This is a genomic window from Pandoraea sp. B-6, assembly GCF_000282835.1.
In the GTDB taxonomy this organism is placed as follows: domain Bacteria; phylum Pseudomonadota; class Gammaproteobacteria; order Burkholderiales; family Burkholderiaceae; genus Pandoraea; species Pandoraea cepalis.
On the sequence record NZ_KB290507.1, the window covers coordinates 1 to 15,119 of the forward strand.

The following is a 15,119-nucleotide window of genomic DNA, read 5'->3' on the forward strand; positions in this document are numbered from 1 at the left end:
ACGCTTCGAGCGTTCCCGCGCTGCCCCGCACGTCGGCGTGGCCGATCAACATCTCACCGGTAATTTGCATGCGTGGGCTCCTTAGCCTTCAACCTTCTTGATCAGCGCGTCGAGCATCTCGAGTTCGTTCGGCAGCAGGTCGGTCAGCGGCGCGCGCACCGGGCCGGCATCGCGACCGACGAGCTTCGCGCCCGCCTTGACGATACTCACGGCGTAGCCCGCGCGGCGGTTGCGGATTTCCAGGTACGGCAGGAAGAACGTGTCGAGCAGGCGGCCGATCGTGGCCTCGTCGTTCTCGCACACGGCGTGATAGAACGCCATGGCCGTCTTCGGAATGAAGTTGAAGACCGCCGACGAGTACACCGGCACGCCCAGCGCGCGGTAGGCGGCGGCATAGACTTCGGCCGTCGGCAGCCCACCCAGATAGGAGAAGCGGTCGCCCATGCGGCGACGGATCTGCACCATGCGCTCGATGTCGCCCACACCGTCCTTGAAGCCGATCAGGTTCGGGCACGTCTCGGCGAGACGCTCGAGTTGGTCGGCGCCGAGCTTCGAATTGGCGCGGTTGTAGACGATCACGCCGATGTTGACCGAACGGCAGACCTGTTCGACGTGAGCGGCGATCCCGTCCAGGCTCGCTTCGGTCAGGTAGTGGGGCATGAGCAGCACGCCCTTGGCGCCAAGACGCTCGGCTTCCTGAGCGTATTCGATAGCCAGACGCGTCGGGCCGCCGGCGCCTGCCAGAATCGGCACCTTGCCTGCGCAGGTGTCGACGGCCGTCTTGATCACGGCGCTGTAATCGCGCGGGGTAAGCGAGAAGAATTCGCCCGTGCCGCCCGCCGCGAAGAGCGCCGTCGCACCGAACGGCGCCAGCCACTCAAGTCGGGCCGCGTAACCACGCGCATTGAAGTCGCCGTTCGCGTCGAAGTCGGTGACGGGGAAAGACAACAAGCCGTCGGAGACGATCTGCTTGAGTTCTTGAGGTGCGGTCATGTCAAGAGTTCCTGTCGGCCACGGGGCCGGTTTCGATAAGGAAGAAAGAAGCTCAACCAGCGCTCGGCGCTGAGTTATATGTCATCGTATAACATGTGGCGAAATCGAACAAGAGGCTGTTGGAAAGAATGGCAGTGGGATTAACCCGTACAAAGCATGGAAGGGGGATTTCCCCGATTTATCCGGCAGACTTGAGGGGTACGCACAGCGCGAATCTAGATGTATGATGACACATGAGTGGCGGCATGCGCGACAACGTCGAAATTCGACGCCGTTATGCGCGCTGGCCGAGAGAGTCTTCAGCGTCGATGGTGTATCGCATGTGTGAACCCGTGCAGGCGCCGCATCTCATCGGAAAACAGGAAGGAGTGAGCAACATGGCATCAATGATGGACGCGGGGCGCACGGACGCCGCGGGCGAAGCCGGGTCTGGGACGAAGGATGTGCCGCGCTATATTCGGATGCAGCCGGACGACAATGTCGCCATCGTCGTGAACGACGGCGGTTTGCCTGCCGGTCGCCGGTTTGCCGACGGGCTAACGCTCGTGGACGCCGTGCCCCAGGGGCATAAGGTCGCGCTGACCGATCTGGCCGAAGGCGCGCCGGTGATTCGCTACGGTGTGGTGATCGGCTATGCGGCGCGCGCGCTGCCCGCAGGCAGCTGGGTCAACGAGCGCAATCTGGTCATGCCCGAGGCGCCTTCGCTGGATCGCCTGCCGATCAGCACACGGGTGCCCGCGTCACTGCCGCCGCTCGAGGGCTTCACGTTTCAGGGCTATCGCAACGCCGACGGCTCGGTCGGTACCCGCAACATTCTGGCGATCACGACCACGGTGCAGTGCGTGGCCGGCGTGGTCGAATTTGCCGTCAAGCGGATCAAGGAGACGTTGCTGCCTCAGTATCCGAACGTCGACGACGTTGTCGGGCTGGAACACACCTACGGCTGCGGCGTGGCCATCGATGCGCCGGACGCCGACGTGCCGATCCGCACGCTGCGCAACATCTCCACGAACCCGAATTTCGGCGGCGAAGTGATGGTCGTGAGTCTCGGTTGCGAGAAGCTTCAGCCCGAGCGCCTCTTGCCGGCGGGCAGTATTCCGATCGGCAGCGCCAATGCGGATGGCAAGCCCGATACCGTCTGTCTGCAAGACGACGCGCACGTTGGCTTCCTGTCGATGATCGATTCGATCCTGGCAACGGCGCGCACGCATCTGGAGCGGCTCAATGCGCGCCAGCGCGAGACGGTGCCGGCGTCGGAGCTGGTGGTGGGCGTGCAGTGCGGCGGCAGTGACGCGTTCTCCGGGGTGACGGCGAACCCGGCGGTGGGCTTCGCCACGGATTTGCTCGTGCGCGCGGGCGCGACGGTCATGTTTTCCGAAGTCACCGAGGTGCGCGACGGGATCGATCAACTCACCTCACGCGCGGCGACCCCGGAAGTGGCCGACGCGATGATTCGCGAGATGGCCTGGTACGACGCCTATCTCGAGCGCGGCCGCGTCGACCGCAGCGCCAACACCACGCCGGGCAACAAGCGCGGCGGGTTGTCGAACATCGTGGAAAAGGCGATGGGGTCGATCGTGAAGTCCGGCACGGGGGCGATTCACGGCGTGATCGCGCCGGGGGCGAAGCTTGATCGCTCGCGCCAGCGCGGGCTGATTTACGCCGCCACGCCAGCGAGCGATTTCATCTGCGGCACGCTGCAACTCGCGGCGGGGATCAACATGCACGTCTTCACGACCGGACGCGGCACGCCTTACGGGCTGGCCGAGGTGCCCGTCGTCAAGGTGGCGACGCGCTCCGATCTGGCCCGTCGCTGGCATGACCTGATGGATGTCGACGCCGGGCGCATCGCCACGGGCGAAGCCACCATCGAAGACGTCGGCTGGCAGCTCTTTCACCTGATGCTCGCCGTGGCGAGCGGCGAGAAGACCTGGGCGGAACGCTGGGGCCTGCACAACGCGCTCGTCCTCTTCAACCCGGCGCCCGTGACCTGACCCGGAGGCGCACTTCAGAGATCGGCTGGCGTTTGCGCCAGCCCGAACTCGAGCATGGCCGGGACAAAGCAATGATTGAGCGTGTCGCGCCGCGAGAGCTTCGCGAGCACATAGCGACGGAACGGCGTGAGCGTGGCCCAGTCGCCCACCGCGGGCGGCAGCAGATCGGCCAGTTCGCACTGCTTGAGCAGTCCCGGCGGCAACGCGTTCGTATCCTGCCAGGCGGTCGGCGCAGGGTCGACGCTGCGCGCCACCGCTTGCCCGAGATACTGGCTCGCCATCTCGTCGAGCCGCGCGGCAAAGTCCTCGTCGCCGGGCCTGCATGAGGCCAGCGCCTCGCGCGCCGCTTCGGGCAAGCGTTGCCAGTCGGCCAACGATAGATGTTGACCGTTGCGATCCAGATTGAAGCGAATCGCCATCGTGATGAATGTCAGGTTCTCGCAGGCTTCGATCTCGAAAACGAAGATCGGCAGACGCTGATAAAGATGCATGAGAGTCACTCCCCGGGGCGCAGCATCGAAAACAATCATGGTACTTCAAGAGGGCGCACTCTCGTGCGCTGCGCTGTGTCGCCCGCGTCGCTACGAGGAAGGCGTGCCGGCGGAACGTCGTATTCCGACATCAATCCCCTAGGTTCTTGGGAAAAGTCTTGAATTTGCGTGTTTGAGCGACGTTGTCCGCATTTGCCGTTCACGATGGCGACCGACGTCGAATCGTCGTCATCCCTCGGGGCGCGGACGGTCGTTCACGCCGCCCCCGCGGGGAGGCCGGAGGGCTATGGAGCGACGTGGTTTGCGCACTTCTAGAGCCTCCGTTCTTTTTCGTATCCCTAAGGGATTCCTATGGTAGATGTTTGGCCCGCAGGCGCCTGCGTTCATGCCCGGCATGGCATGCGCGGCTTGCGCGGCAGTCTTGCACGAGGCGCGGGCGTCCGCGCCATCCGATTTTCGAAAGGAGCCGACATGCCGTCCAATGCGCCGCCGTCACCGTTTCCTTTTCTTCCCGTCGTCCTGGAGTCGCCCGTCGGGGCGCAAGGTCGCGCGATGTCTTCGCCCGACGGGACCGCCTGCATGCCTGAGCCGGCGTCACGTCGGCTGGCGCGCGGCGCGCCGGACACGCCGCGTGGCAAAGGGCGAACCCCGCCCCGCCGTCGTTTGGGCGCCGTGCAGAACGTGCCGGGCCTGTCGCTGGGCGATGGGGGCGCGACGCTCCGCGTGGAGGTCGTCAGGCGTATCGATCCCGCGGGGGTGGCGCTGCTGGGGGCGATCGTCCGATGAGTGCCCCGATCGCGTCACCGGTCGCCACGCCTCTGCCCGCTGCGCCGGTCGCGTTGGCGGCGTACGACACGGCGGTATGGGTCATCGCGTCGCCGCATGCGCGATGGACGGTCGAGGCGCAGGCCGTCGTCGTGTCGTCGCACGAGGTGTCGTGCACGTTGCACGGCGCGCTTGCCGAAACCGCGATGTGGCTGGATCGTATGCGGCACGGTGTGCTGCTCGCCGAGGCGCCGTTGCCGGGCACCTGGCTCGCGATGCTGGTCGACGAAGCGCTGGTGCAGGTGTTGCCCGCCACGCAGGGCAGTATCGTGCCGGCGTTCGGGCGCATTTGCGACGATTGGGTGCGCGGCATTTTCGCCGCGCCATTCTGGACCCGCTTCCTGGCAGGCGAATCGAGCGACGTCCAGGTGCTGGCGTTTCTCGCGCAGCACTACCATCGCGCGGCGGGGGCGGATGTGCACAATCGCATGGCGGTCGAGCGCTGCACCGACGCGGCGCTGCGACCGATGCTGTTGCGCCAGTATCGCGAGCAGCGCGGACAGGCGACGATGCTTGCCGCCGGCCTCCTTCGCTGTGGCCCGGCGGCCCGCACCTTCCTCGACAGCGGTGCGTTCGATGCGACGCACGCGCTCATCGACTTCATCATTGGCGCGGCGGGCGACATGCCCGCCTACGTGGGGTGTTGCGCGCTCAGTCAGGCGCCGGCAGCGGTGCGTGCGGCCAGCGAGATCGAGGCGCAGTTCGACGCGCTCGCGCAGCGGTATCCGTCGGCTGCCGAAGGGTTCGCGGCCGTCGGAGCGCACGCGCGGCAAGACGCGAGTGTCTGCGGCGGGACCCCGTTGCTCGCGCAGTGGGTGGAGGAGGCGGGCGAGCCCGATGCGGCGTCGCGCTTGCGCATGCTGCGCGGGGCGCACGGTGTGGCGGCGGCCTATCGGGTCATGTTCGACACGTTGCATCGTCTGGACGACGATATCTGAGGTCGGCGCGCGGGTCATGCCCCCGAATGGGGCATGCGACTCGTATAATGGCGTCCGAACGGCGGGGGGCGGGGGGGCCTGCGAGCCGTCTGCCCCCTGACCATGACAACCCAACTCGCCTACCTTGCCGCGCTCGGTGCTGCCCTTTGCTGGGCCTTCAGCGGCATGATCGCCATTACGCCCGTGCGCCGGGCCGGTTCCTTCCCGTTCAATTACGCCCGCATGCTGCTCGTCTTCGCGATGCTGCTCATCGCGGTGGCGGTGCAGCGTGGCTGGCCGTCGCTTACGCTGGAACAGTGGCTGCGACTCACGGCGTCGGGGCTGATCGGCATTCTCGTGGGCGACACGATTCTCTATACGTCGCTCGGCCGTCTCGGGCCCCGCCGCAACTCCATCGTCTTCGCGACGAACGCCCCGATGACCGCCGTGCTCGGCTATGTTTGGCTCGGCGAGGCACTGGGCTGGCGTGCGGTGATCGGGGTGGCGCTGGTCACGACGGGCGTGGCGCTCGCCGTCGCGTTCGGTGGCCGGCGCGAGGATGCTCATCACTGGGAGTCCGTGCGTGGCGATGTGCGCGTGGGCGTCGCCATCGGGCTGGTGGCGGCGCTGTGTCACTCCGTGGGAACGCTCATCGCCAAACCGGTCATGGCCGCCGGCGTCGATCCGGTGAGCGCGTCGGCGGTGCGTGTGGGGGTGTCGGCGCTCGGGCTGACGATACTCGCCGCGCGGCGCGGGCGTGACCTCTTCTCGGCCTTCACGCCGGGCACGCTCGCGCTCACGGCGGCGTCGGGCTTCGTCGGCGTGGCCGTCGGCATGACGCTGCTGCTCTACGGCATGGGCCACGGCAACACCGGCGTCATTGCGACGCTCTCGGCGACCACGCCCGTCGTGGTGTTGCCGCTGATGTGGATTCGCACCCGGCAGCGTCCGGCGGCAGGCGCCTGGTGGGGGGCGTTGATCGCGAGCGCGGGCGTCGCGTTGATCTTCAACCGGTGAGCGGAGACGGGCGGCAACACGGGGGCCGCTCAGGTGCCGCCTCGCGCTCAGCGCGTGAGGGGCGGTTGCAGGGGGTCGGAATGCTGACGCGATGCGTCGGTCGTCATGCCGGACGGCGGTGCTTGCGGCGCAACGGCCGGGCGAGGCAGGTCCGGCGTCAGCAAACGCCGCAGCCAGGCCGCAAGCCGTTCGAAGACGCCTGGATCGTCGTTGAACAACTCGGGGCGCAGGACTCGCAGGTAGTCGAGAATCTGTTCGGCCTCCTGAGCACCAACCGACCCGTAGATCACCGCCAGATCGAGGAGTGCACGCAGTTCGCCGAGTCGCTCGCGCGCTTGCAGTGAGCGGGCCGTTTCCACGCTGCGCTTGGCGTCGAACACGCGCTCGCGCAGCACGGAGGCGGCGCGCCACGCGGGCGTCTGCAACGACGCTTCCAAGGCGCGGAGGTCTTGGGCAGAGCTGACGATCTGTCCCGCGAGCGATTCCACGATGCGTTCCTCGCCCTTCGCTTCGCGCACGATACCTTCGGCCCAGCGGCTCGCCTGACGCGACATGTCCTCGCGCGTCCATTCGGGGCGAGAGACGAAATAGAAGCCGTGTTGACGCGCCTGGTTCAGGATGATCGAGACGACGTCCGGGAACTGCTTGTCGAACGTGCGCTTGGCCCACGCGTAATGCCCCCCGGCGAGCAATTGTGCGACGGCGGCTTCGGTGAGCGGAACGGTGCTGTCGAGCAGGCGGGCGCGCAGGAAGTCGTCGAAGGGCGGTGGCGTGAAGTGACGGTCCACGGCGGCGGAAATGCGCACGAACGCGTCGAAGTCTTTCTTCAGATCCGCCAGCGCGATGTCGGAGAGGGTTAGCGAAATGCGGCTCATCGTGACCGACCCCAAGGCGCCGTCGCGACGACGCAAAGCCGACGCGCGAGCGAGTGCGCGTTAGCCAGTCGAGTGTCTGTGCCAGTGCCGCGAGCCGCAGGTGTTACTGCCGAAGCTCGTGCCACGTGCATCCCCATTGCGCGTGAAGTCATGTGCAGCGATACGTGTCAACGGTGCGCCGCGGTCATGGCCGCGCGCTGTGAAGATGGCCCTTGAGGGGACACAGGCGGACGTCCCGGCGTGTCGGATCCCATGGCGTTCATGGCGGCAATGCTAGCCTAATCCTGGCTAGCGATCCCCGCGTCTCCACCGTCTCCCCAGGAAATTCACATTTCGCATGGCGGACAGCAGGCGTCTGCATGCATCAACGGCATGGTGACGTCAAAACTTTAGCGATAAGGGCCGGATTTTTTGCGCGGCGTCGTGCGCGGGTCAGCTTCCCGCCGCGGGGCGCAGCAGATAGACGGCGAAGCGCGCGCGGGCATCGAGCCAGACGCGCTCGACATCCCACCCCGCGGAGCTTGCCAGGGCGCGGAACTCCGTCTGACCGTACTTGTACGAGTTCTCGGTGTGAATGGACTCGCCTGTCATGAAGTCGAAGCGATGGCCCAGCACGCTCGCGCGGAAAGGGCGCTGGGCGACGAGATGCATTTCGATCCGACTGGCGGCCGCGTTGAAGCGGGCTTCGTGACGGAAGGCGTCGAGCGGCAGGTCGCCGTCGAGTTCGCGATTGATGCGCGTGAGCACGTTCAGATTGAACTGCGCGGTGACGCCGCGCGCGTCGTCGTAGGCGGGCAGCAGCACGGCGGCGTCCTTGCAGGCATCCACGCCGACGACCATCCGGCGGCGCGGGCCGAGCATCTTGCCGACGTGGGCAAGAAAGGCGGCGGCCTGTCCGGGCGCGAAATTACCGATCGTCGAGCCGGGAAAGAAGCCCAGGCGCGGCCCTTGGGTGGTCTGCAACTGCGGCGGCAGGCGAAACGGCCGGGTGAAGTCGGCGCGCACCGGCAACATGGGGATGCCCGGGCAGCGGCGGGCCAGCGTGGCGACGGCGTCGTCGAGGAAGTCGTCGGCGATGTCGACGGGCACATAGGCGCGCGGCGTGACCAGCGCGTCGAGCAGCAACGGCGTCTTGCGACTCGAGCCGCTGCCGAATTCGACGACGACGGCGTTCGGGCCAATGACGTCGGCAATCGCGGCGGCGCATTCGCCGAGCAGCACCGTTTCGGTGCGTGTCTGGTAATACTCGTCGAGGCCGGTAATCGATTCGAATAGTTCGCTGCCGAGCCGGTCGTAAAGCCAGATGCTGGGCAGCGACTTGGGCGTGTGGCCGAGACCGGCGAGCACGTCCGCCGCGAACGCATTTTCCGGCAGCGACGGACAAACGAACGGCGTGGCTTGGGGGGCTTGCGACATCAGCGATCCTCCGCGAGCCTCAGGCCGCAGAACTGCCAGCGCTGATGCGGGTAAAAGAAGTTGCGATACGTGGTGCGTGCATGTCCCGGCGGCGTGGCGAGCGAGCCGCCGCGCAGCACGAATTGTCCGCACATGAATTTGCCGTTGTATTCGCCGACGGCCCCCGCCGCCGGTCGGAATCCCGGATAGGCGACGTAAGGGCTGGCCGTCCATTGCCATACCGGGCCGAAGCGTTGCGCCATGGCGGGTTGCGAAGCGGGCGACACGGTTGCCGCGACCTCCCACTCGTGTTCGGTCGGCAGACGCTTGCCGGCCCATCGCGCGAAGGCGTCGGCTTCGAAATAGCTTACGTGCCGCACGGGCGCGTCGTCGTCGATCGGTTGCATGCCGGCGAGCGTCATCGACTGCCATTCGCCGTTGTGCAACTCCCAGTACAGCGGATGTCCCCACCCTTCGCGTTGCACCGTCGCCCAACCGTCGGACAACCAGAGTCCCGCCGTGCGATAGCCGCCGTCGTCGATAAACGCGCGCCACTCCCCGTTCGTCACCACGCGCGAGGCGATCGCGAAGGGGCGGAGCAAGATGTCGTGGGCAGGGGTTTCGCAGTCGAATGCAAAGGGTCCGCTCGATTCGCTCTCGTGCCCGACGCGATGCTGGCCACCGCTGTGGGCAATCCATTGCAGCGGCCCGGCGATGTCGCCGGCGCAGGCCGGTTGGCGATGCGCGGGACGCAACGGATTTTGCGCGAACAGATGCAGCAAGTCGGTGTGCATCAGCTCCTGGTGCTGTTCCTCGTGATGCAGGCCGAGGGTGACGAGTGCGTGAACGTCGGGCGGGAGATCGGCATGCAGCAGGCGCTCGTGCATGGCGGCGTCGACATGGCGCCGATAGCGCAGCACGTCATCGAGCGTGGGGCGAGAGAGCAAGCCGCGTTGCGGGCGCGGATGGCGCGGACCGGCGGCCTCGTAATATGAATTGAAGAGATAGGCGAAGCGCGGATCGTAGGGGCGGTAGTGGCGGCCCGACAGGGCGCCGGACTCGCTCAGCAAGAAGGTTTCGAAGAACCATGTGGTGTGCGCGAGATGCCACTTGATGGGGCTGGCGTCGGGCATCGACTGCACGGTGGCGTCGGCGTCGGAGAGGTCTTGCGCAAAGGCGACCGAGGCGGCGCGCACGGCATCGTAGCGCGCCACGGCTTGCGACGTACAACAGGGGAGGGCCATGGGGACACGCCGTGTTGTGAAACGTGCTGCCTATTGTAGACCCGTTGCTTGCCCCTCGTGTGTCACCGGGCATCGCGTCGGCGAGGTCACGACTGCCCGTTGCCGGTGGGGCCGTGGAGTTCGTGTTCGAGACGCACGACTTCCTGCGCGACGAGTGCGATGGCGTTGCGAATTTCCATGAGCGCGGTGTAGAGCGCTTGCGCGTTCTGGGGGGATTGCAGGGCGAGGTCGCGGGCGGCGGCTTCGATGGCGTCCAACGACAGGGCGATGCGGTCGAGATTCTCCAGCATGGGGCGATCTCCGATGGCGCGCGCAGCGCGTGCGTAGCCCTATGATACCCAACTGACGTATCTCGGTGGGGATGTTAGAATGCGTGCCCTTGCCGGGGTGATGCGTTTGGTGAACACCGCGGACTCGGAATCTGTTGTGCCGAGCCTTTCCCGCCGCGGATGCGGCGCCGGAAGGCCAATGATGACAGGGATTTGCGAGCATCCGAGATGTAGCGTCATGGCTTGTCTTGGTAGCTGGGCGCCATCCAGGCGCCAGTGAAAAGCAGAAGGACAGATCACTCACGCCCGAGTGGTGAAATTGGTAGACACAAGGGACTTAGACAATTTGAGCCTTCGGGGGGAAACGCCCGAAGTGACGCCCGTCAAAGTCGGCGAAATCCCTGGATGCTTCGGCATCCGAGTCAACGCCGAGCCAAGCCCAAACTTCAAGATTGGGAAGGTGTAGAGAGCAGACGGCGGGCACCTACGGCCGCAAGGCTATGGTGAAGGCGTGCTCCAGACCACGAACAGTGCAAACGCGCTGGCGGCGAAAGTCGAAGTGGTAAGAAAATCCCTCGACCTAACGGTCGTGCCGGTTCGATTCCGGCCTCGGGCACCATCCAGAGCCGCCCCTGTTTGCGCAGGAGCGGCTTTTTCGTTCCGCGGACGGCGACTCGGCGAGCTTGACCACTTGCATCCTTCATTCCCGGCCATGAAGGCTTGCAGTCTGTGCGGAATCGGCGTCGCCGCGTCGACGGTCTCGCCATAGGTCTGCGCACGCAACGCGACATAGCGGTCGAGGTCGGCCTGGAGGTCAGCCGGGCACAGATGGGGCCGCGCCGTCAGCCGGCGCTGTCCGGCGAAGCCAGACGGCATCCGCCTGGCGTTGTATGCGCTCAGACCGGCGCCATGCCGCCGTCGACGAACAGGTCAACGACATTGACGCGAATACCGCGATCCCTCAGATCCTGCGCGCGCCGCACCAACGCATTGTGCGTGATTAGTCGAACTTAAAGAGCCGTGCCGGCGTCTCGACCAATACGACTCGTCGATCGTCATCGTCAGGAAGGAGCTCGTGGATGAGCGCGTAGGCGTTCTCGAAACGGCGGTCATGTTCGAACTGCGTGTGCGGCCAGTCGCTTCCCCAAACGAGCCGCTCCAAGCCAAACGCCGTCCTGAGCAGCGGCGTCGCGGCGCGCGCTACGGCGACGCCGGCTTCGCCAGCGCCATTGCGGTATGCGCCGGACAGCTTGACCCATACGCGGCGGGACGTCGCAAAGCCGAGCAGATCGCGGAACCCCGGATCCGCGACACCAAGCGCTGGATCCGGGCGCCCGAAATGATCGACCACGACGTTGATGCCGTGAGCGACGAGCGTCGGCACAACGCGGCGAAGCCTGCAGGCTTCGCAATGCACTTCGACTTGCCATCCGAGTGCGGCGATGCGCGGCAGCAAGGTTTGCCAGGCTTGCGTTGCCCAATTGGGATCCGGCGCGCCGAACAGGTTGAGCCGGATTCCGACGACGCCGCCACGAGCAAGGGCATCGAGATGCGCTGAATCGGCCGCGGCCTGCACCGGGGCGATCACAGCGATGCCACGCAAGCGGTGGCGTTCCTGGGCGAGCGCTGCAAGGAGATAGCGGTTGTCGGTGCCAAGGAAGCTCGGTTGCACGAGTACGCCATGGGCGATCCCGTGTGTGCCGAGCTGCGCGAGATACGCGCTCAGCAGTGCGTCGTAGTTCGGCGCGTAGCGCCGTTCGCCTGCGAGCGGAAGATCTCGCGTGAAAACGTGCGCATGCGTGTCAATTGCCAATACCGTCTGTTGGGGCGTATCGTATCCGCCGGTCGCGGCGGTCGGGGTAGGCATTGCAGGAAATTCCTTTTCAGGGCCCGGCGCAAGCGCCGGGGGTGGGGTCGTCTCGCCATCGCCAACGTGCCCGTTGGCGTGGCATTGGCAACGTTGGCGGCCGTCATTCAACGGGGGGCCGCTTCTCCGTGCTGATCGCTCAGTGACGTCATGGGCAGATGTTCGGCGAGCGCGCGCCCGCGCGTCTCAGGTAGCATCAGGACGGCCAACGCGACGATCGAGTAGGCGATTCCCGCATCGATTCCGATGGCGAAACCAAGCGAGGTTGTGGCGGCAAGGTGGCCTACCATGACCGGAAATGCGGCCGACGCCACGCGTCCGAAGTTGTAACAGAATCCGACGCCCGTGCCCCGCATGCCGCGCGGGTATAACTCGTTGAAGAGGGCCCCCATGCTCGCAGGAATGCCTGCGGCAAAAAAGCCGAGCGGGAAGCCAAGAAACAGCATCGCCGTGTTGCCGAGCGGCGCGAACAGGTAGACGACGACCGTGGCGACGCAGCATACCGAGAACAACAAGATTGTGCCGCGTCGCCCGATACGGTCGAGCAGGTGCGAGCTCGCGATGCAGCCGCAGAAGAATGCCGCGATGATGACGGCCAGAAAACCACCCGTGCTCAGGACGGACAGGTGACGCTCCGTTTTGAGATAGGTCGGTAGCCACGTCATGAGTGCGTAGTAGCCACCGTGCGCACCGACGCCGAGCAGTGCGCCGATCAGTGTCATGCGCAGCAACTGCGGCGAAAAGATGCCGACGAGCGGTGTGCTGTCGCCAGTCGCTACGGGGCGAGTGCGCGGTACCTCGGGCTCCTTGATGTGGCGGCGCACATACACGACGAGCAGCGCCGGCAGCACACCGAGGGCAAACATTGCGCGCCACGCAAGGTGTGCGGGTGCGAAGGAGAAGAGCAACGTATAAAGCAGCACGGCGGCCGCCCAGCCTACGGCCCACGCGCTCTGCACGGTCCCCATTGCCTTGCCGCGATGCTCTGGACGAATCGATTCGGCCATCAGTACCGCGCCGGCCGCCCATTCGCCGCCGAAGCCAAAACCTTGTAGCGTCTTCAGTACGATGAACTGCGGGAACGATTGGGCAAACGCGCTCGCGAACGTAAAAAACGAGAAGAACAGAATCGTGATCTGCAGCGTGCGCACACGCCCGATCCTGTCGGCGAGTGCGCCGGCAAGCCAGCCGCCGAGCGCTGACGCCACGAGCGTGGCGCCGCTTACGAATCCGGCTTGTGTCTTGTCGATCGCCCATTCGGCAATGATCGCCGGAATGACGAGGCTGAACATTTGCACGTCCAGCGCGTCGAGCGCCCAGCCGCCGAAGCACGCCCAGAACGTGCGTTTCTCTTGCGGTGATACCGTTTTGAACCAGTTGAACATGAGGGGTCTCCTTGTTGGAATGGCAGCGTCCGCTTCAGCGGATCTCCACCTGATACGTAAATTCGCTCGCCGGCCCGCGAGACCGGCGCCATTCCAGTGGCCGCCTGTCGAAGCTGTACGCGACGCGCTCAATCACGACGACAGGCGTGTGCGCATCGACGCGCAGCAGCCTCGCCTGCATCGGGTCGACGGTCTCTACCGTAAGCGTCTCGGTCGCCGATGCGATGACCTGGTTGCAGTGCGATTCGTAGACGGGATAAAGGAGGTCGCCGATATCCTCGGTCTTGAGTTGGACAAACGCCTCAAAGGGCGCGTACGGCAACCAGATCTCCTCCACGAGGATCGGCTGGTCGTCGATGAGACGCAGCCGCGACATGTGAATCACCTCGGCGTTCGGCTCGATCTGCAATGTTGTCGACACGGCCGAAGGCGCTTTCGTGATTTCGCGCGTCAGGATGCGACTGGACGGGATGCGCCGTTCGCCCTGCCGACTCTGGAAACGAAAGAAGCGAAATAGCGATCCGTCGAAACTAGCCCGCCGCACGAAGGTTCCACGGCCCTGAAAACGTTCGAGCATGCCCTCGGTCACGAGGACATCGATGGCTTTACGCACCGTTCCAATGGCAACACCGTAGGTACGCGAAAGTTCCTGTTCTGTCGGAATGGCTTCGCCAGGGCGCCACCGGCGCTGGGCAATTTGCGCCGTTAGCTCATCGCGCAGGCGCTGGTATCGGGGCAGGCGGTCGTCGGCTTGCATGGTTGATTCCGTTAGTCAACTAAACATATATATGATTGGTTGAAATGCCATTCGGCACAACCCGGGAAGACCCGTATTCTCGAAAGAGGGGGGCGGATCGTGGCGCTTTCTGCGTGCCGCCGCTTCGACGTCCCCCCGTATTCAGTAGCATCCGGCTTTAGAGTCCGGGGGTTAATCGAGCACGACCCCATCGCTGGTAGGCGTCTCATGTCGAGATCCACAGCACAGTACCCCCATCGTCTCCCGCCGTAGCCGGCCGTCGCGGCACGAAACCCGCCTCACCGTTCCTGTCATCCGCAACGTGATGAGGTCGCGTTCATGCGCAACCGGTGCGATGGCGCCGGCATTCGGATCCATGGATTTCATCCGTGCCATCTTTGCGACCAGCGTCGCTCACGGTGCGTCGCCAAAGCCGAGCGCGAACGCATGATCGCGCACATCGGCAGGCCAACCAGCGACCAGTTCTCCAAAGCGCGCGCGATCGTCCGCGAACAACGCTCGCGCCACTTCCTCGAAGCCGGGTAGATCGCCGGCCAACGCCGACATGAAGTGGTAGGCGCGCTCGTGAGAGGCGCGGCGATTGTCACGTTGGGCGTTGGCGCGACGCGCGTCTTCAACCAGCTTTCGGAGCGCAACCGATGCCCCTCCGGGCTGCTTAGCGAGCCAATCCCAATGGCGTGGCAACAGCGTGACCTCACGCGCGATGACGCCGAGCTTCGGCCGCCCCCGGCCGCGTGCTTCGCTCTGCGCCACCGTGCTGTCGGCGCCGTCGGTGTCGTCGGTGTCGTCGGTGCCGTTGGGGTATGGCGCATCGGATGCCGCCAGCGCGAAGCGCGCGGTGATGTCGTCGTCAGTGCCGCGCGTGTCGATGTCGATCGAGCGCCCAGTCGCGTTGTCGAAGATCAGCACAGGCGTCTGGGGAGCCTTTTCCACGGCATGCTTTACCGCAAGCGCGACGGCAGCAAGCGAGCCTGAGGCGATGCATCGTTGACCCACGAAGGCGATGTGGGAGGGAAGCGTCGAAGGCGTCATGGTATTCAGCCAGGTTGTGAGGATTGCAATTTATACCCGGATAAAATAATCGTCAATA

14 protein-coding genes are annotated in these 15,119 nt (G+C 65.4%); 3 read left to right on the plus strand and 11 right to left on the minus strand.

The window, feature by feature from the left end; translation table 11 throughout:
- Positions 1–81: 81 nt before the first annotated feature.
- Positions 82–993 carry a 5-dehydro-4-deoxyglucarate dehydratase gene (gene kdgD / locus A985_RS0108375; RefSeq protein WP_017232956.1) on the minus strand — a complete coding sequence of 304 codons (912 nt, stop codon included), beginning with the start codon at positions 991–993 and terminating at the stop codon, positions 82–84.
- 386 nt (positions 994–1,379) lie between these two features.
- On the opposite strand from kdgD, the gene garD reads away from it, so the two are divergent.
- Entirely contained in the window at positions 1,380–2,987 is a 1,608-nt protein-coding gene (garD, locus tag A985_RS0108380; protein WP_083902236.1) for a galactarate dehydratase, read from the plus strand.
- Between the two features lie 14 nt (positions 2,988–3,001).
- Here the strand turns inward: garD and A985_RS0108385 are convergent, their stop codons facing one another.
- The gene (locus A985_RS0108385; protein WP_017232958.1) at positions 3,002–3,478 is read right to left on the minus strand and encodes a nitrate reductase associated protein; all 477 of its coding nucleotides are present in this window, start codon (positions 3,476–3,478) and stop codon (positions 3,002–3,004) included.
- A gap of 782 nt (positions 3,479–4,260) precedes the next feature.
- Between A985_RS0108385 and A985_RS0108395 the strand changes: the two genes are divergently transcribed.
- Entirely contained in the window at positions 4,261–5,241 is a 981-nt protein-coding gene (locus A985_RS0108395; RefSeq protein WP_017232960.1) for a hypothetical protein, read from the plus strand.
- A 102-nt stretch (positions 5,242–5,343) separates the two neighbouring features.
- Positions 5,344–6,237 (plus strand): DMT family transporter, encoded by an 894-nt coding sequence (locus tag A985_RS0108400; RefSeq protein ID WP_017232961.1) that lies wholly within the window; start codon positions 5,344–5,346, stop codon positions 6,235–6,237.
- 47 nt (positions 6,238–6,284) lie between these two features.
- Here A985_RS0108400 and A985_RS0108405 read toward each other — a convergent pair whose 3' ends face one another.
- The 9 genes from A985_RS0108405 to A985_RS0108445 all read right to left on the minus strand — a co-directional run bounded on the left by A985_RS0108405 (position 6,285) and on the right by A985_RS0108445 (position 15,061).
- Positions 6,285–7,112, minus strand: a complete 828-nt coding sequence (locus A985_RS0108405) for a DUF4088 family protein (RefSeq protein ID WP_017232962.1) — start codon at positions 7,110–7,112, stop codon at positions 6,285–6,287.
- 432 nt (positions 7,113–7,544) lie between these two features.
- Positions 7,545–8,528 (minus strand): L-histidine N(alpha)-methyltransferase, encoded by a 984-nt coding sequence (egtD, locus tag A985_RS24725; protein WP_017232963.1) that lies wholly within the window; start codon positions 8,526–8,528, stop codon positions 7,545–7,547.
- The gene (gene egtB, locus A985_RS0108415; RefSeq protein ID WP_017232964.1) at positions 8,528–9,751 is read right to left on the minus strand and encodes an ergothioneine biosynthesis protein EgtB; all 1,224 of its coding nucleotides are present in this window, start codon (positions 9,749–9,751) and stop codon (positions 8,528–8,530) included. The genes egtD and egtB overlap by 1 nt, the downstream gene beginning before the upstream one ends.
- Positions 9,752–9,837: 86 nt before the next feature.
- Positions 9,838–10,041, minus strand: a complete 204-nt coding sequence (locus A985_RS0108420) for a hypothetical protein (RefSeq protein WP_017232965.1) — start codon at positions 10,039–10,041, stop codon at positions 9,838–9,840.
- 477 nt (positions 10,042–10,518) lie between these two features.
- The gene (locus A985_RS29780) at positions 10,519–10,896 is read right to left on the minus strand and encodes a DUF2274 domain-containing protein (protein ID WP_157211400.1); all 378 of its coding nucleotides are present in this window, start codon (positions 10,894–10,896) and stop codon (positions 10,519–10,521) included.
- A 124-nt stretch (positions 10,897–11,020) separates the two neighbouring features.
- Positions 11,021–11,887, minus strand: coding sequence for an amidohydrolase (locus A985_RS24730; protein ID WP_017232967.1), 867 nt, complete (start codon positions 11,885–11,887; stop codon positions 11,021–11,023).
- Between the two features lie 107 nt (positions 11,888–11,994).
- Entirely contained in the window at positions 11,995–13,272 is a 1,278-nt protein-coding gene (locus A985_RS24735) for an MFS transporter (RefSeq protein WP_017232968.1), read from the minus strand.
- Between the two features lie 34 nt (positions 13,273–13,306).
- Positions 13,307–14,029, minus strand: a complete 723-nt coding sequence (locus A985_RS0108440) for a GntR family transcriptional regulator (RefSeq protein WP_017232969.1) — start codon at positions 14,027–14,029, stop codon at positions 13,307–13,309.
- 393 nt (positions 14,030–14,422) lie between these two features.
- Positions 14,423–15,061: a DUF2239 family protein gene (locus tag A985_RS0108445; RefSeq protein ID WP_017232970.1), complete on the minus strand. Its 639-nt coding sequence runs from the start codon at positions 15,059–15,061 to the stop codon at positions 14,423–14,425.
- Between the last annotated feature and the right edge of the window lie 58 nt (positions 15,062–15,119).